Below are 13,727 nucleotides of genomic sequence, written 5' to 3'. Positions count from 1 at the left end.
CTTTGCTGTTTAGTAGTCCACACCCCTTTATCAATACCTTTATGTACCAATTCAGAGAGTGCTTTTTCTATCGCCTGCTTGACACAAATATGCATAGGTTCGTTTTCACTAAAGCCCGCTTCCGCTTCGGCTAAACGTTTGTAGCTTACATAACGGAAAAAGCCCGCACGCATTTCTACGCTGAGTACCTTTTTGGTGGTCGCAACGGAAAGCAACACTTGCCCGGTACGTACATCAACCGCGCGCAGGTAAATTGAAATAATGTCTTCGCGATATAACTCAGATGCACCAATACCAAAATATTCGGCACCTAAACCACCGGTTTTTACATTTGAGTCATAGCTAATCACACCGCCTTCAAGAATAATTTTTGCTGTGGTAAGTGGCGGTAATTGGGAAGCTTCATCTTCTTTGTTCGATAGCGCAGCACGCACAATTTTTCGTTCAGTGAGAATGTTTTGCAGACCTTCACGCTCAACCGGAATAAACCAGTCTGATTCATGCAGTGCTTGCACTAAAATCGAGTTCGCCCCTTGCGTTACTGCGGTAGAAAATGAACTGACATTGGTTTGCGGTTTGTATTGTCCGGTTTGGTCGCGAAAAGAATAAACCGATACAGGAATGCTGCCAGCGGGCGCCGGAAGACCACTCAGCTCACTAAAGGTTTTTGTTTGAGCAAGCTGCTGTGCCACCTCAAGCTCGGGTGGTAAGGTTTTTTTGATGGTGCTGCAACCTGCTAATAACACCAACACAATACTAATAAATACACGCCAAATCATTCGCCAAACCTCGGTACTTCAACAACCACTACTTCGCCCGTAACCATATTGGTGATTTGCACCGTGATGGTGTCGCTACCACTGGTTAAGATTTGAATTTCATAGTCACCGCTGGTGAAAATGGAGTCTTGATTGAACATGCTGTCTTCTACACCTTCACCAAACGCGAGATCGGTGATTTCGCGCACCATGCGGTTAATATAAGAACGCTCTAATGATTCTTGAAATTTTTCGGCGTAGGTTTTTTCGTTGATGGGCGCACGGTGTTTGTTTTGTGATTGTGCTTTATTTAGCAGCATCGCGCCATTGAGCGGACTGCCACCAAAACTTGGATTAACCGGCGTATACACCAACTCGGTGCTGACAACAGAGCTTGAAAATACCAATAAAACGCTGCTTACTATTATTTTATTTATCATTTTTATGGTTACCATCCACTACTTGCTAAGTCTTCACTTTGCTCAGAAAACTTAGACTTGGCGATTGCGTCAATTGTCGCGAAAATCGCTTGTTCTACTTTATCTTTTACCGGCTCGATACGACGACCCATGTAAGTGGCATAAATTGCTTTGCTATTAACTTCAACAAACAATTTAGTACCAGCGCGCGGTACAACCGCTTCTTTTATTACGACATTAATGCCAGTAGTGCTTGGCATGTCTTGCCATAACAAACTGTACGTGTGGTAAAACTCTTTACCCGAGCGACTCAATGTTCTGTCGAGTAACAGGCCGCTAATTTCAATATCTTCGCCATTTGCTTGAGGGCTAAACGAGGCGCCCAAAAGCGTTAGCGTTATGATTAGTTTTATAATTGAATACATTAGAAAAGGGCCGCGGGCGGCCCTACCATTTTGTTACTGCTGAATAATCGTTGCAGTGTTGTAATCACCTGTTTGCGTTACAGTTACGCTACCTGATGCACTGTAAATACCACCATCCACTAAGTTGCCGTCGCCAACTTGTGAAATTGATAGTTCAACATCAGATCCTTGCACTACAAATCCGCCGGTACCCATACCGCCAATCATATTGTAGTTACCTGTTTGCGCGATATTAAGCGTGTTACCGCTGCCTTCAATTAGTAGGTCAAGCGAGTTAATTTCACCGTTTTGGGCAATATCAAGGGTATTATCATTGCTGTCTACCGCTGTGCTAAATGTCACCGCTGATTCGTTTTGATTACCTAGCTGCTGCACGTTAATGTCGTTGTTGTAGCTAGTAAGTGATTGATCAGGGTAAGACGACTGAACATAGCTGCTATTTTCGTTACCCACTTGCGTGATGTTAACGTCGTTATCGCTACCATTGAAATGTGCTAGGTGACTTGCGTTAGCATCACCGTCTTGGTGTACGATTAGTTCGTTGTTATCGCCAATTGCGCCAACATATGAGCTATTGTCATTGCCAAGTTGTGTTACTTGGAAATCATTGTTGTCGCCAACAATGTCACTGCTTGATTCGTTGCCGTCACCATTTTGTTCAACGATTAATTCGTTATCAGAACCAATAATGTAAGTGCTATCAAACTTGTTGCCTGTGCCTTCTTGGTCGATTGAAACAGTGTTATCTGAACCTTCAACAATGGCTGCTGTGAAATCATTCTCAGCACCTTCCTGTACAATGCTGATGTCGTTATCGTCGCCAGTAACTGAGCCAATTGCAACGCGCTGCACATCGCCTTGTTGATTAACACTTAGCTCGTTATTGTGACCAACCAATTCTTGAACGCCAAGCACATTCCAAAAGCCAGACTGTTCAACTTCAATATTGTTTACATCGCCTTGCACGCTTTCTAGATTAGTTTCATTCCACACGCCCGACTGATTAATGTAAACCGTATTGTCGTTGCCTTCCATTGCTTGGTTGTAAGCCCAATGACCGCCGTCACCTTGCTCAATTGTGATATCGTTATTATCACCTGTCACAATGTTTACCGCTTCATTAGAAATACCAAAAAAGTCAGCACCAGACTGATTAACCGTAATTTGGTTTGCGTCACCTGTTAGCTCAGTTAGCGCAATGTGTGATGAGCCGTTTTGGTCGTACGATTCAAGGTTGTCATTACCTTGTGTGTTTAGCAGCAACATATTAGAAGTGCCCACTTGTGTGGTTTGTGTGCTGTTCGCGCTACCTTGCGTTTCAGTTTTAAGGTAGTTCAAATCACCTTCTTGCAGTGCAACTAAATCGTTACCAAATGCCGCACCGGTTTCAGATGTTTGGTTTACAACCATAGTGTTTGCGACATTTTGCACTGTGTTATTTGCTTTAACCGATTTACTGTCGTCTTTTGTACTTGCCATTGCCGAAGTAGAGCCAACAGCCAGTGCTACAGCTAAGGCTAATAAAGATTTATTCTTATTCACGGAGTATCTCCTGTAAAATTATTGCTTGTAAAACGTCACATTCACTTCAATACCGTTACCTATTTGCTGAACTGTAAAGGTTTGTTCGCCAGCTTGAGAGATATTGGCGGTATTGCCGTCGCCTTGTTGCAGTATATGTGCTTGGTTGTTATTTCCTTGTTGTAACAGGTTTACAACGTTATTTGCGCCATACTGAAACAACGCAGCTTCGTTGTTAGTACCGTATTGGGTAACATGCGCTTGATTGGACGTTTCGTTTATTTGATTAACTGTTGCTTTGTTTAAAATCCCGTACTGAGTGATAACCACTTGATGCTGTTGCGCACCTACTCGGTATTGCAGGGAAGTATTTAGACTGAGAGAGAGAGGAGATTCTTGTAGGTCCTTCGCTAATGCTAAGTGAGAATTACTAAGCGCTGCTAAGTAAAATACAGAGGTACACAAAACCGTACCTAACGATTTGCATATACCAGATTGAGTTTTACAGAGTTTTGCTTTCATCACAGAGCTTTAGAGTAAGAACACGACAGCGATTAAATTACTATTTTTACGAAAGCGAGCGCTATCAGCCAAATTTGTGCTTCTTGAATTTCAGCTAATAAACAATAACTTATGTTGTTTTTTACGGTGGTTTTAAATATTTGTGAAAGGCCAGCTACCAAAAAAGTGCTAGTCATAAAACAGTCATATTTAATTGATTAAAAATAGCTAAAAGAAATTAATTCCAATAAAAATCAGCTTGTTAAAGGTTTTATCAGTTTTTATTTATATTAACGCTTGCGCCTTTGTTGGGAACTGTGTTTGATAAAAAGGTTGCTTAAAAATTTAGATTGATGAGTTGTTGAGATAGGTGCTCGATTGTCGAGCGTACATTTTATAAAAAAATGGAATTTCAATAATGAAAGCGAAACTTTCTGCAATTTCACTTGCTTTGCTTCCTTTGGTTGCAAGCGCATCAGCAATAACGACACCAGCGGTTAAAAGCGCTGATGGTTACAAAAATAATTCAGTTATTGTTGTGTACAAACAACATGCTCGCGCAGCAGATAAAGCAGCTGCACGTAAACTTGTAGCAGCGACTATTTCAGATGCAAACCTTGATGAAATAGATGATCGTTATAACCACATTCTTAAAGGTCGTATGGCGCAATACACGTTGAACGATAACGATGTAAAAGGCGCAATATCAAAACTGCAAAATCACCCAGCTGTAGACTATGTAGAGCCTGATCATATTGTGTCGATTAATGCACAACCTGATGATCCACAGTTCAGTGATTTATGGGGCCTTCACAACACAGGTCAAACCGGTGGCACCAATGATGCCGATATTGATGCACCAGAAGCGTGGGATATCTCAACCGGTAGTCGCGACGTTGTCGTGGGCATTATCGATACCGGTGTTGACCATACACATGAAGACATTCAAGCCAATGCGTGGGTTAACCCAAATGAAATCGCAGGCGATGGCATCGATAACGATGGCAATGGCTACATTGACGATATTCACGGTATTAATGCAATCACCGATGTGGGCGACCCAATGGATGACCAAGGTCACGGTACGCACGTTGCCGGCACAATTGGTGCAACGGGTAACAATAGCCAAGGTGTAGTGGGTGTTAACCACACTGTGTCTATGGTTGGTTGTAAGTTCTTATCAGCACAGGGTACGGGTTCAACTTCAGATGCAATTAAGTGTATCAACTACATGGTTGGCTTAAAAAATGCTGGTGTCGATATCAAGGTACTAAATAACAGCTGGGGTGGCGGTGGCTTTAGCCAAGCGCTATCTGACGCGATCACAGCATCTGAACAAGCTGATATCTTATTTGTTGCCGCGGCAGGTAACGACGCGGTAGATAACGACGCGAACCCTCATTACCCGTCTAGTTACGAGCATGACAGCGTATTAGCTGTAGCAAGTACTGATCACTCTGACAATATGTCGAGTTTCTCACAGTGGGGTTTAACAAGCGTTGATATGGGCGCACCAGGTTCAAGTATTTTGTCTACTGTGCCAGGTAATGGCTATGCAACTTACTCAGGTACGTCAATGGCAACACCACATGTTGCGGGTGCTGCAGCATTAGTATTATCGTTAAACCCAACGCTGAGTGCATTAGAGTTAAAAGAGTTATTAATGAACTCAGGTGACGCAAACGCGGCACTGCAAGGTAAAACAGTTGCTGGTACACGACTAAACGTATACAGCGCACTTGAACAGTCTAATCCTGAGCCTGGATTTAGATTGATCACAAGCCCAACATCACAAACCGTAACAGCAGGTCAAACAGCAACGTATGAGTTTGAAATTGCGTCTGTTGCTAATTGGGATGACGTAGTAACACTTACGTTAGACTCATCAATTGCTGGTGCAGCACTGTCAACTGACACTGCCACACCGGGTCAGATCGTTACGCTAACAGTACCTACTGCCGCTGATACGCAGTGGGGTGATTATAGTTTCACGGTAACAGGTCAAAGTGGCGCGTTAGAGAAATCAAGTACAGTTGGTTTATATGTTAACCCACAAGGGCTCGCTGATTTCACTTACGACAACAGCGACGCAGTATCAATTCCAGACAATGACCCAGCGGGTGTATCGTCTGTCATTACTGTGCCAGATGAAATCACCATCTTTAACACACTCGCGACGGTTAATATTACTCACACCTACATTGGTGATTTAATTGTTACTCTTACTTCACCGACAGGCACTGTGACAACACTGCACAATAAATCGGGCGGTTCGAGTGACAATATTAACCAAACGTATGAAGCAGTTATTTTCAATGGTGAAAATGCAGCTGGCGATTGGACCCTACATGTTGAAGATACCTACAGCGCAGACACTGGCTCATTAGACAGCTGGTCGTTAACCTTCAGTGCAATTGGTGATGTTGCGCCAGTAGCACCGGTTGCTGATTTTACCTTTGAGCGTGATGGCTACAATGTGATGTTCACTAATGCAAGTAGTGATCGCAACAATGATATTGTGTCGTATCTGTGGGACTTCGGTGATGGCAATACATCAACTGAAGCAAACCCCGTTCATGCGTATGCGGCTGCGGGTAGTTACAGCGTGTCGTTAACCACAACTGATGCAGAAGGCCTAAGTGATACTGCAAGTAAAGATGTCCAAATCTCAGACGCCAATATTGTGGTTGATGTGAAACGTGCAAACTTATCGCGTACAGGCTTTATGCGCGTTGAGTTATTAATCGATGGCGCAACAGAAGGTACTGTAGACGTTTACCGTAATGGTGAATTGTATGAAACAGTAGAAAACGTGGGTGTTTATCGTGACTTTAGCCGTGGCGTAACTGAAACAAACTTTACCTATAAAGTTTGTCAGGCAGGTGATGTTTGCTCAAATGAAGTAACGGTTAATTTCAATTAATCAATTGTGATTTAATAATCTAACCGATAAGAGTTACCGTACGCTTTATGTTAAAGCAAGTGCGGTAACTCTTTATTTATTTGGACTTGAGGGGCTTTATTAAAAGTTAATGCGTTTAGCCTGCCAAAAAGCGCTTCGCCAATAGCTATTTTTTAACGACGACACAATAACGCCTTGACTGGTAGAGGCATGTAAAAACTGATTATCTTCAATATAAATACCAACATGATAAGTACGAAAACCTGTTTTAAAAAACACTAAATCGCCCGCTTGTAAGCCTGTTTTACTCACTTTGTTGCCAAATTCAGCTTGTTTGAGGGTAGTGCGCGGTAATAAAAAGCCAAAACGGTCAATATAGGTCGTTTGCACGAACGCCGAACAATCAATACCTTTTTTTGATGTCCCCCCCAGTTTGTATGGCACGCCTTGCCAAGCATCTAGCTGTTGATAAAGCGCATTCGCCACAGAGTTATTACTTGATTCGTTTACTTTGTTATTTGGCACAGGTGCTGTAGCGTTTGAGGGGGATTTTGCACAGGCAACGAGTCCTAAATAAAGTGTTAGGCAAAATAATGGGGCGGTATTTTGGCGTAACAGCATACTGATGCAATATCCTTTTGTTATGCGCTGATTTACTCTAATTGCTTTGGCTTTATGTTGTTACATGATTTACGTTGATAATCAATAGCGCGACCAAAAGTATCAAATTCGAAATGGCAACATTCGTCAAACAGTTCTCTAAGGGCTTTTCGACTTGTTTGTACACGCGATTTTAGCGTGGAGTAGTGAATTCCCATGTGTTCTGCTAATACTTTTTGTTGGGCATTTTCTAAATCAACCGCGATAAGCAACGCGCGCTGTGGTTCAGGTAAGTGTTGAATAAATGGCGTTAAACAATCGATTAAATCTTGCTGTACTGACTCTTCGTCATCAGTAATTATAAGCGAATCAGTTATTTCATGTTGTTTTCCGCGGGCACGATAAAAATCAATAATCGTGTTATTAGCGATTTGAAAAAGCCACGATTTGAGTTTGCTAATATCATTTAGCAAATGTAGGTTTTTATGGGTTTTAATAAAAATTTCTTGCATTAAGTCTTCTACATCAACGCTGTTCGCCACCTTCTTTTTTAAAAAGCGCGTTAATGCGTGCTGATATTCAAGCCATATTTCTTCAATATTCACGACAGTTACTACCATTTTTATCATTACTACAAAGTGTGACAAATAAGACGTTATTTTTCATATAAAGACGAAGTTTATTTCGTCTTTTTTAATAGCCAAGCGTCTTACCGTGTGTAAATTAATTGAATTAGGTAGTAATTATGTCTTTTTTACAAAACGAAACATTCACCTTAACACCTGAAAATAAAGAGATGAGCACACATAAACCAAAGGTTTTAATGCTTTACGGTTCGTTAAGAGAAAATTCGTACAGTAAGTTCGCTACACTGGAAGCGGCTCGTATACTTGAATATATGGGGGCACATGTCAGAGTGTTTGACCCCGCCGGCTTACCGTTATTTGATAATAACGCGTCGGCCGAACATGCGAAAGTGCAAGAACTGCGAGAACTCGCATTGTGGTCTGAAGCTCAGGTTTGGTGCTCTCCAGAAATTCACGGCAATATGTCTGCGGTATTTAAAAACCAGATTGATTGGTTACCTTTGTCATCTGGTGCACGTAGGCCAACACAGGGAAAAACACTTGCACTAATGCAAGTGACAGGCGGTTCGCAAAGCTTTAATGCCCTCAATAATATGCGCGTGTTAGGGCGCTGGATGCGCATGTTTACAATAGCTAATCAATCGTCGATTGCAAAAGCTTACCAAGAATTTGATAGTCAGGGCGTGATGAACCCTTCGAGCTTTCGCGACCGCATTGTTGATGTAATGGAAGAGCTAATGCGATTTACATTTTTACTGCGTGACCATGATGGGTTATTGCTAGACCGTTACAGTGAACGAAAGGCGAGCCAACAAAATATCGATGAGTTAAATCAACAATTAGAAACGCATATTCTCTCACCAAGGTGATAGGGCATTCGGTAACTACTCATTCGATCAGTGCAAAGCTCACAAGATAGTGAGCTTTGCATTTATTGTTTAGAAAAAATTTAATGAAATTTTTAATAAAATTAACCACTTTATATTGGTTTAACCTATTGACTCTAAAAGTGCCGCTTTTAGAATGCTCGCAGCTTAATAATATGGAAAAATTTGATGAAAAAATTCGCATGGTTTTTCGCACTCGTTGCGTTAATGTTTTCTTTTTCGTTTGATGCTGAAGCACGTAAAAAGTTTGGCAGCAAAAGCAAAGGTAAAACGAAACAAACCACAACAACACAACAAAAACAGCAAGTTGATACAAATAACCCAACGCTTCCGGCGAAAAAGTCTTCTAAAAAAGGCTTAATGGGCGGCATTTTAGGTGGTTTACTTGCCGGTGGCTTAATTGCAGCAATGCTAGGTGGCGATTTTGAAGGTTTCCAATTTATGGACTTCATTATTATTGCGCTGGTTGCGTTTGTGTTATTTAAGTTATTTAAAGCATTTATGATGAAAAAGGCGCAAAGCCAACCGCAGTTTGCAGGCGTGCCGCCAGTGCAACACGCTCCCTCGTCACAGGCTGCGCCGCAACAGTTTAGCAATCAAGGCTTTGCACAACAAAGCCAATCGGTACCTATGAATTTACCGATTAATTTTGACTTAAACGGCTTCTTGCAAGGTGCTCGTGAGCACTACCATACTTTACAAAAAGCGTGGAATGATAACGACTTTACGGTGATTTCTGAGTACGTAAGTGAGCAACTGTTAGCTGAACTAAAACAAGAGCGAGCAGAGGTTGAAGAAGTAGCAACTGAAGTTATGTTTATCGACGCAGAACTAGCACGTGCTGATACATCACCTATGTTATGGGAAATCAGTGTACGTTTTCGTGGTAAATACCGAGATTTAGGCGATAAGCAAGAAGAGCCAATTGATGAAATTTGGCACCTGGAGCGCAGCTTGTCACAGCAAGATGCACCTTGGGTGATCGTAGGCATTGAAGATAACGCCGCGTAATTTACTGAACAATTTAAGACTAAAAAGCAGCCAAATGGCTGCTTTTTTACGTTTATTAAGACTGATTTTTTAACAGTATAGATAAATGTTGTTGTAGCTCTGTTGGGCTATCTGGGGTATGCAAAAAACCACCTAATTTTGCGCCAGATAATTCTTGCCTAATATCGTATTTTAGCGCGTTTAGGCGTGGCACCACATTGTCGCCTTCGACAAAGTACATGTCCAAATCCATTAAAAATGGTACGCGTAGCGACATAGTAATGCGCGCCATTAAATTGGGGTAAAGTGCCATTAAATCCGAAAAGGTGAGTTGAATTTTCTGTTTGCCGATTATCTTAAAGCCCGCGGCTTTAATTTTATTGCGAATAAAGTGGTGTTTACCAAACAGGTAGGTTTCGGGTTTTAGTAAGTAAAACGAGACACATTTATTCTTAATGAGTTTTCTCATACGCACACTCCCTTACTTCAAATTATTGGCCGCGTTAAGGTTTTAAATTATTTGACCAATATGTTTACTATAGAAGCAAAAGCACATTGCTAACAAATTGTTTTGTGTAAATGATTATTACCACACCGTTTTTTAGGGTCTGTTGATCTTTGCTGTTCTATTTTTGTTCTCTTTGAGCGTGCTTTTATCGCGGCGCTCGATGTGTGGCCTAGTAATCTAAGCGAATATCGAGCAACAATGAGAAAAGTGCGCTCAAAAGAACCGTTCGGCAGCGCTTTATTGGCTTTTCTACTGTGTTATCGGCTGACTCACATAGAATAACTATGCCACGCAGCCTCTGCCTTGTATAAAACCCAATCAAACTGCTGCAAAAACGAACTTGAAAGGTCAACAGGCCCTAGTAAAGGTAAAATACGCTTTTTACAATTCTCGATTAATTTAGTGCTTTGCTATTGAGCGTATACGGTCAATTTTCTACAATGGCGCAAATTAAATACGTAATAAAGAAATAATTATGAACGATAAAACAGATTTACCAGCGTTACCGGATCGTCTTTCAATTAACCCGCGCAGCAAATTCTACTCTGAAGAAGTGCTAAAGCTGGATATTGGTATTCGTTTCAACGGTAAAGAGCGCTCTGACGTTGAAGAGTATTGCATCAGTGAAGGTTGGATTAAAACTGCTGCGCCAAAAGCATTAGATCGTTACGGCCAACCTATGCTTATTAAATCAAAAGGTACGGTTGAAGCATTCTACCGTTAAACTAAAAAGTGCACCTTTTTAGGTGCGCTTTTCCAGCAGCGATCAATCGCTTATTGATTTTGAGTTACTGGGCTTTTCAACACGCCTAAACTCAGGTTGTTTAGTAAGCGCAATGCCTACAGCCATTACCACAGCAATAACCGCGTTTTAAATGCGCCCATTTCGTCATCACACGATAACCGTCTTCATTTAAATAATAATCTAACTTTTCAACAGGAAACTGGTTTTGATATTGCGCAGCAAGCGTAACTAATTCGCTATTTGATTTTGTGTCGTAAAGACGCGCTAGTTCATCGTTAATTTTATCGATTAAGCATGATTTACATAAGCAATTGGCGTCTTTAGTGACTGGTAAAATATTGGGAAGCGAAAAACACCAACAACTGCCTTGTTGGCTTTCGCATTTGAATGGGGCTTGGCAAGAAATACAGTTCATAATTTGGCGCAAAAAAGCGTTAGCATAAGTAAAATACCACACTAACGCAAATTTCAATTTGCGGCGTTTGCACCCTTTGCTGCCTAAATGGCGCTTAACGCTAATCCGCCTAGCATAAAGCTAACAACTAACCAAATAATAGGAAGTTTTAACTGTTTCATAATTAAAAAGCCAATCAATACCAAAGCGATATCTTTTGGTGCACTTACCGCACTTGTGAAAATAGGCGTATAAAGCGCCGCTATCAGCAATCCTACAACCGCGGCGTTAACGCCTGCAAGCGCACCACTTACGCTTGGTTTGTTAGCAAGTACTTGCCAGTCTTTTAGCACCGTTAGTAACAGTAAAAAGCCTGGTAAAAATACCGCTAAGGTAGCGATTAGCGCACCGATAATTGGGGCATTATCAAATAGTTCATAGCCAATATAGGTAGCAAAGGTAAACATAGGCCCAGGTACTGCTTGCGCCGCTGCGTAGCCTGTTATAAAAGCGTCTTGTGATAATTGGTCGCCAACAATGTTTTGCAGTAAAGGCAGTACTACATGACCACCGCCAAATACCAAACTACCGGCCTGATAAAAGTCATTAAATAGGCTTATTTCAGGTGCCAAAGATGCAGTTAAAGGCAGCCCAAGTAACAAGGCTATAAACAACAGCAATGGTATTAGGCTAGGTTTAAATGTTTGCTGATGTGTCGTCGGTATTTTACCTTTTAATGCAACTGCGCCAATAAGCGCAGCGCCAATTAACACGGCAAATTGCGCACTAAGGGTAGGGCTTACAAGCAATACGCACGCTGTAGTGATACACAAAAATACGGTTTTAGTGTCTTTACAGAAGTTTTTAAACATTCCCCATGTGGCGTCTGCCACTACTAAAACGGCGAGTAGCTTTAACCCGTGAACAATGCTTTCAAAAATACTGTTATTAACCAGCGCACTTGAGGTGATTGCAAGCGCTAGCATAATAATCACCGATGGCAGAGTGAAGCCAACAAACGCTGCGATCGCACCTTGTAAACCGGCACGTTTGTACCCTAATGCAAAGCCCACTTGGCTTGAACCGGGACCGGGTAAAAACTGACTAAGCGCAATCAGTTGGCCGTACTCTTCATCACTTAACCACTTATATTTAGTGACGAAGGTTTGGCGAAAGTAGCCAATATGGGCCGCAGGTCCCCCGAAACTGACCCAGCCGAGTAAAAAGAACGTTTTAAAAATACTGAACATACGCGCATAAATATCTGTGTTATCAAACCTGCGCAAAGCTTAAAAAAAGCGATACAATTAATCCAATTAATATTATTTATAATGAATATGAATTAAATGGGATTGGTTAATGGTTTCGATTGAAGAAACGAAATGGCGCAATGTCGATTTAAACCTGCTGGTGGCTTTTTCGTATTTGTATCGCTTTGAAAGCGTCAGCTTAGCGGCAGAAAAGAGCTTTGTTAGTCAATCGGCAATGAGTCACTGTTTATCGCGCTTACGGACATTACTTGATGACGAACTGTTTGTGCGAGTGGGCCATAAAATGGTGGCAACAGACTTTGCTCATGCGGTTTATCCGAGTATTGAGTCGATGCTGCAATTAGTGCAACAGCAGGTACTAAAGCGTGACACTTTTAATGCGAAAACCTATCAAGGGGTTTGTCGAATCGGCTTAACCGATTACGCTGAGTATATTTTTGCGCCGGCTATTTTCGATTTAATTAGAACGCAAGCACCTAATGCGCAAATTAGTTTTGTTAACGTAAATAGGGTGAATTACCGTGAGCTTAGTGAGCAAGAATCACTCGATTTGGTGATTGGCAGCATTCCGAACTTACATAATGCGTTTGAAAGCGAGTTACTGTATAGCGAGCAACACATGTGTTTGCTAAATAAAGAGTTTGCTAAACGCATTATGCCAATCACAAAGCATACTCTTGCCAATATTGAACATGCAATTGTCAGCCCCGACGGTAGTTTAACCACTCAAGTAGATAATTTGCTGAGTGAAGATGGTTTAACACGCAGGGTGACTGTGGCTAGTCGTAATTTTTTAACCGTACAGCGTTTGCTGTTAGAGCGAGAGCTTATCGCGATTGTGCCAAAGCGCATGGCCGAAATCTCATTACCAAACGATGCGCTACAAAGCGTCACACCGCCTATTAAGGTACCGGATTTTGATATCTCTATGCTGTGGTTAAAACGTTCACGGGCCAACGAAAAGCACATTTGGCTGCGTTCAATTATGAAACAAGTCGTAAGTTAGGGCCCGTTGGCGGTTCAAGTTGGTTTTTTAAAGCCGTTTGATTTGGTTTGATACAAGGAAAAGGCTAGGTGGAAACGCTACATTACGTGAGGTATCCGATAACGTTTTTGGACTCCAGCAAAGTTACCTTCCCACATCAATGAGGAGCAATACAATAGGAAGCTGATCAGGCGCCATAATTAAATTTTGCTCAAATAGCACAAAAATAAAACA

Annotated in this window: 14 protein-coding genes and 1 pseudogene; 5 read left to right on the top strand and 10 right to left on the bottom strand. The window is 41.6% G+C overall.

Annotation, left to right across the window (positions count from 1 at the left end):
* Positions 1 to 8: 8 nt before the first annotated feature.
* The 5 genes and pseudogenes from ACXAFE_RS17205 to ACXAFE_RS17185 all read right to left on the bottom strand — a co-directional run.
* A pseudogene (locus tag ACXAFE_RS17205) lies at positions 9 to 779 on the bottom strand (CsgG/HfaB family protein); the annotation flags it as partial.
* On the bottom strand, positions 776 to 1,198 hold the full coding sequence (locus tag ACXAFE_RS17200; protein WP_475155415.1) for a curli assembly protein CsgF: 423 nt from the start codon (positions 1,196 to 1,198) through the stop codon (positions 776 to 778). The gene ACXAFE_RS17200 and the pseudogene ACXAFE_RS17205, both read right to left, overlap by 4 nt.
* Before the next feature lie 8 nt (positions 1,199 to 1,206).
* Complete coding sequence (locus ACXAFE_RS17195) at positions 1,207 to 1,602, bottom strand: CsgE family curli-type amyloid fiber assembly protein (protein ID WP_475155412.1); 396 nt, start codon at positions 1,600 to 1,602, stop codon at positions 1,207 to 1,209.
* Between the two features lie 33 nt (positions 1,603 to 1,635).
* Positions 1,636 to 3,144: a curlin gene (locus tag ACXAFE_RS17190; RefSeq protein WP_475155407.1), complete on the bottom strand. Its 1,509-nt coding sequence runs from the start codon at positions 3,142 to 3,144 to the stop codon at positions 1,636 to 1,638.
* Positions 3,145 to 3,162: 18 nt separating this feature from the next.
* Complete coding sequence (locus ACXAFE_RS17185; RefSeq protein ID WP_054979285.1) at positions 3,163 to 3,645, bottom strand: curlin subunit CsgB; 483 nt, start codon at positions 3,643 to 3,645, stop codon at positions 3,163 to 3,165.
* Positions 3,646 to 4,042: 397 nt separating this feature from the next.
* Here ACXAFE_RS17185 and ACXAFE_RS17180 point away from each other — a divergent pair, with 397 nt between their 5' ends.
* Entirely contained in the window at positions 4,043 to 6,547 is a 2,505-nt protein-coding gene (locus tag ACXAFE_RS17180) for a S8 family serine peptidase (protein WP_475155400.1), read from the top strand.
* A gap of 99 nt (positions 6,548 to 6,646) precedes the next feature.
* Here the strand turns inward: ACXAFE_RS17180 and ACXAFE_RS17175 are convergent, their stop codons facing one another.
* Both ACXAFE_RS17175 and sigZ read right to left on the bottom strand, forming a co-directional pair.
* Positions 6,647 to 7,147, bottom strand: coding sequence for an NlpC/P60 family protein (locus ACXAFE_RS17175; protein WP_475155396.1), 501 nt, complete (start codon positions 7,145 to 7,147; stop codon positions 6,647 to 6,649).
* A gap of 32 nt (positions 7,148 to 7,179) precedes the next feature.
* A complete protein-coding gene (gene sigZ / locus ACXAFE_RS17170; RefSeq protein ID WP_475155390.1) occupies positions 7,180 to 7,746 on the bottom strand; it encodes an RNA polymerase sigma factor SigZ in 567 nt (188 codons plus the stop codon).
* Positions 7,747 to 7,871: 125 nt separating this feature from the next.
* Here sigZ and arsH point away from each other — a divergent pair, with 125 nt between their 5' ends.
* Together arsH and ACXAFE_RS17160 are read left to right on the top strand one after the other, a co-directional pair.
* Complete coding sequence (arsH, locus tag ACXAFE_RS17165; protein WP_475155388.1) at positions 7,872 to 8,582, top strand: arsenical resistance protein ArsH; 711 nt, start codon at positions 7,872 to 7,874, stop codon at positions 8,580 to 8,582.
* Positions 8,583 to 8,768: 186 nt separating this feature from the next.
* Positions 8,769 to 9,611 (top strand): Tim44 domain-containing protein, encoded by an 843-nt coding sequence (locus ACXAFE_RS17160; protein WP_475155385.1) that lies wholly within the window; start codon positions 8,769 to 8,771, stop codon positions 9,609 to 9,611.
* Between the two features lie 55 nt (positions 9,612 to 9,666).
* Here the strand turns inward: ACXAFE_RS17160 and ACXAFE_RS17155 are convergent, their stop codons facing one another.
* A complete protein-coding gene (locus ACXAFE_RS17155) occupies positions 9,667 to 10,059 on the bottom strand; it encodes a hypothetical protein (protein WP_100914889.1) in 393 nt (130 codons plus the stop codon).
* Between the two features lie 514 nt (positions 10,060 to 10,573).
* Here ACXAFE_RS17155 and ACXAFE_RS17150 point away from each other — a divergent pair.
* A complete protein-coding gene (locus ACXAFE_RS17150; RefSeq protein WP_010559502.1) occupies positions 10,574 to 10,822 on the top strand; it encodes a DUF3297 family protein in 249 nt (82 codons plus the stop codon).
* A gap of 100 nt (positions 10,823 to 10,922) precedes the next feature.
* Here ACXAFE_RS17150 and ACXAFE_RS17145 read toward each other — a convergent pair whose 3' ends face one another.
* Both ACXAFE_RS17145 and chrA read right to left on the bottom strand, forming a co-directional pair.
* On the bottom strand, positions 10,923 to 11,258 hold the full coding sequence (locus ACXAFE_RS17145) for a DUF5522 domain-containing protein (RefSeq protein WP_475155380.1): 336 nt from the start codon (positions 11,256 to 11,258) through the stop codon (positions 10,923 to 10,925).
* 83 nt (positions 11,259 to 11,341) lie between these two features.
* On the bottom strand, positions 11,342 to 12,487 hold the full coding sequence (gene chrA / locus ACXAFE_RS17140) for a chromate efflux transporter (RefSeq protein ID WP_475155378.1): 1,146 nt from the start codon (positions 12,485 to 12,487) through the stop codon (positions 11,342 to 11,344).
* Positions 12,488 to 12,596: 109 nt separating this feature from the next.
* On the opposite strand from chrA, the gene ACXAFE_RS17135 reads away from it, so the two are divergent.
* Complete coding sequence (locus tag ACXAFE_RS17135; RefSeq protein ID WP_475155374.1) at positions 12,597 to 13,514, top strand: LysR family transcriptional regulator; 918 nt, start codon at positions 12,597 to 12,599, stop codon at positions 13,512 to 13,514.
* Positions 13,515 to 13,727 lie beyond the last annotated feature (213 nt).

The organism is Pseudoalteromonas sp. ABV4_021, from assembly GCF_056159365.1.
Note: the sequence above shows the minus strand (reverse complement) of the source record. Positions and strands in the feature narration are given on the sequence as shown.

Excerpts from the sequence above, each read along its gene's own strand:
- ACXAFE_RS17200 (WP_475155415.1), bottom strand. The coding sequence starts at position 1,198 with ATGATAAATAAAATAATAGTAAGCAGCGTTTTATTGGTATTTTCAAGC.
- ACXAFE_RS17195 (WP_475155412.1), bottom strand. The coding sequence starts at position 1,602 with ATGTATTCAATTATAAAACTAATCATAACGCTAACGCTTTTGGGCGCC.
- ACXAFE_RS17185 (WP_054979285.1), bottom strand. The coding sequence starts at position 3,645 with ATGAAAGCAAAACTCTGTAAAACTCAATCTGGTATATGCAAATCGTTA.
- ACXAFE_RS17180 (WP_475155400.1), top strand. The coding sequence starts at position 4,043 with ATGAAAGCGAAACTTTCTGCAATTTCACTTGCTTTGCTTCCTTTGGTT.
- ACXAFE_RS17175 (WP_475155396.1), bottom strand. The coding sequence starts at position 7,147 with ATGCTGTTACGCCAAAATACCGCCCCATTATTTTGCCTAACACTTTAT.
- sigZ (WP_475155390.1), bottom strand. The coding sequence starts at position 7,746 with ATGGTAGTAACTGTCGTGAATATTGAAGAAATATGGCTTGAATATCAG.
- arsH (WP_475155388.1), top strand. The coding sequence starts at position 7,872 with ATGTCTTTTTTACAAAACGAAACATTCACCTTAACACCTGAAAATAAA.
- ACXAFE_RS17160 (WP_475155385.1), top strand. The coding sequence starts at position 8,769 with ATGAAAAAATTCGCATGGTTTTTCGCACTCGTTGCGTTAATGTTTTCT.
- ACXAFE_RS17155 (WP_100914889.1), bottom strand. The coding sequence starts at position 10,059 with ATGAGAAAACTCATTAAGAATAAATGTGTCTCGTTTTACTTACTAAAA.
- ACXAFE_RS17150 (WP_010559502.1), top strand. The coding sequence starts at position 10,574 with ATGAACGATAAAACAGATTTACCAGCGTTACCGGATCGTCTTTCAATT.
- ACXAFE_RS17145 (WP_475155380.1), bottom strand. The coding sequence starts at position 11,258 with ATGAACTGTATTTCTTGCCAAGCCCCATTCAAATGCGAAAGCCAACAA.
- chrA (WP_475155378.1), bottom strand. The coding sequence starts at position 12,487 with ATGTTCAGTATTTTTAAAACGTTCTTTTTACTCGGCTGGGTCAGTTTC.
- ACXAFE_RS17135 (WP_475155374.1), top strand. The coding sequence starts at position 12,597 with ATGGTTTCGATTGAAGAAACGAAATGGCGCAATGTCGATTTAAACCTG.